Genomic DNA, 2,188 nt, shown 5'->3' with positions numbered 1-2,188 from the left:
CCCCACATCCCCCCATCTTCTCTAGTTCCCTGCACGAACTGTTCCCAACGTGCTTGTTGACTGCGACTTGAGCCTACTACTACGCCGCAATCTGGTAAAGGTGGATTTAGTCCGGCATCTTTTAAGGCGGATTCTACAACTAGCTGAGTTAAGGTTAATAGTTCGGCTGGTCGATCGCCAATCATCGCCAAAGGTCTTGGCTTTAGTTCCGAAAAAGGTTGATGCAGCTTAATCGCAGATTTACCAGCTAACAAACTTCGCCAGCTAGAATCCAAATCACCCAAAGCTGAGAAAAAACCAATGCCAGTGATAAAAATCTTTACATTCATTCTCCCTGTAAAAAAACAGGAAATAGGAAAAACTGTTCCTTGTTCCCTGTTCTCTGTTTCCTATTTTGATGACAAAAACTATTTTTTCAGGTTTTCTGCGCCTTGAGTTACTTTAGCCGACTCAATCTTATTGCCTATAGCAATCTTGTCAACTACATCCATACCTTGAGTAACATACCCAAACACTGCATAGTTGCCATCTAAAAAATTGATATCAGACAAAGCAAAATAAAACTGAGAAGAAGCCGAATCTGGAAACATCGATCGCGCCATCGCTACCGCACCGCGCTTATGGTCTAATACTGGCGGTTGAGAAATTCTTGCCGATTCAAAAGTTTTGCTATAAACCGGAGTATCTGCACCTTGTGGCTTGATTTCCAAAGGAATATTGCGTGGCTGTTTTGTTTCAGGATCGATAAAACCACCAGTTCCCAACTGACCTCGGAAATTCGGGTCTTTACTTTGAGGATCGCCGCCTTGAACGACAAAGTTTTTTTCTACTCTGTGAAAAACTGAGCCATCGTAGACACCACGTTGTACAAGGTCTACAAAATTTCCCGCAGTTACAGGGGCATTAGTGCCATCCACTTCGATAGTAATCGGAGAACCGTTCACCACCATAACTACAGTAGCTTTTCCTTCTAACCGGGGCAAATTATTCATTTGAGGATTGTTTGCTTGAGTAATAGATACAGGGGTAGTTGTTGATGAATTTTCGGAAGTCTGGGGAGAACCTCCCTGGGATGTGCATCCTCCAACCAGCAATGCACCAACAATTATGAGTGAGACTAACCAGTGCGAAATTCTGATTTGCATTTTATTAGTTAGATACTCAACTAACATTTTGAATCAAGATATACAATCATAACCCTTCGAGCGGTACCCCCAAAAACCTTGCTAACTGAGCGCCTTGATTTTCTAAGTCTGACAGAGATATAGGTTGTCCAACTCTGGTCAAAGGTACATCTCTGCGTGCTTTAATTCGCAAATAAAGAGCGCGTCGGGGATTTAAACCTTCTTTGATCTCAACTCGAATGGCTTGGACATCTTCGATGCGACAACCTACCTCGACTTGGCGATTTTTGCCCGGAAAACCCCAACGGAAAATTTTCACAAATCCGGTTTCCCGATTAAATTCGTTATATCCACCGCCCACATCTAAAATAATCATCAACCAGAGGTAGATTGCTAAGAGTGAACCAGCCACTCCATAAAAACCCATTGCGATTCCTTGGGGGACAAAAATTAGTTGAGAAGGATCGCTAAAAAACAACAAATTTTTGTGTAAATAACTGGAAAGCCCAGCTAAGAGAAAACCTACACCGCCGATAGTAACTACTGTCGCCAACAAATAATTGCTGACCCGACGCGAACCTAAAATTTGTTGGCGGAGAATGCGATCGCTTGAGGAAATTGTTTCTGTGGTCATGGTTGTGATCGACAAATTTATCTTTGACTAACTCAGCTATTTCAATGAACTATGGGAAATTGGTAGCCCAGCTTAATTATTAAAAAAATTGGAAGAAAATGAGTTTTCCCAGTTTTGTGAGCATGGGTTGCTCCTATCCTTACCCAGTTCCCGATCCTTTAGTTTCCCACTCTTCATAACCTTTGCGCCAGTCAATCACGTAACTAAAATTTATGAACTTTCCTAATTTCGGCAACAAATTAATATATAGTTATGTTAACTTACTTAAAAACCTCCCAGTTTTAAATCAGGCAAGAGGGTTTGAAATGACCATAGCAGTCGGACGCGCCCCAGCAGAAAGAGGATGGTTTGATGTCCTCGACGACTGGCTCAAGCGCGATCGGTTCGTATTCATCGGTTGGTCTGGAATACTGCTATTCCCCTGTGCATA

The 2,188-nt window shown here is 42.3% G+C and carries 2 protein-coding genes and 2 pseudogenes; 1 reads left to right on the top strand and 3 read right to left on the bottom strand.

What is annotated here, in order from left to right; translation table 11 throughout:
- From IQ264_RS32265 to IQ264_RS32255, 3 genes and pseudogenes are all read right to left on the bottom strand, one after another.
- A pseudogene (locus tag IQ264_RS32265) lies at positions 1–329 on the bottom strand (beta-ketoacyl-ACP synthase); the annotation flags it as partial.
- 78 nt (positions 330–407) lie between these two features.
- Entirely contained in the window at positions 408–1,145 is a 738-nt protein-coding gene (locus IQ264_RS32260; protein ID WP_193986820.1) for a peptidylprolyl isomerase, read from the bottom strand.
- A 46-nt stretch (positions 1,146–1,191) separates the two neighbouring features.
- Complete coding sequence (locus tag IQ264_RS32255) at positions 1,192–1,758, bottom strand: photosystem I assembly protein Ycf4 (RefSeq protein WP_193986818.1); 567 nt, start codon at positions 1,756–1,758, stop codon at positions 1,192–1,194.
- 212 nt (positions 1,759–1,970) lie between these two features.
- Between IQ264_RS32255 and IQ264_RS33320 the strand changes: the two are divergent.
- Positions 1,971–2,188, top strand: a pseudogene (locus IQ264_RS33320) (hypothetical protein); the annotation flags it as partial.

Origin of the sequence: [Phormidium] sp. LEGE 05292 (genome assembly GCF_015207735.1) — a bacterium.
Taxonomy (GTDB): domain Bacteria; phylum Cyanobacteriota; class Cyanobacteriia; order Cyanobacteriales; family Aerosakkonemataceae; genus Floridanema.
This window is presented reverse-complemented; position numbering and strand designations above follow the sequence as displayed.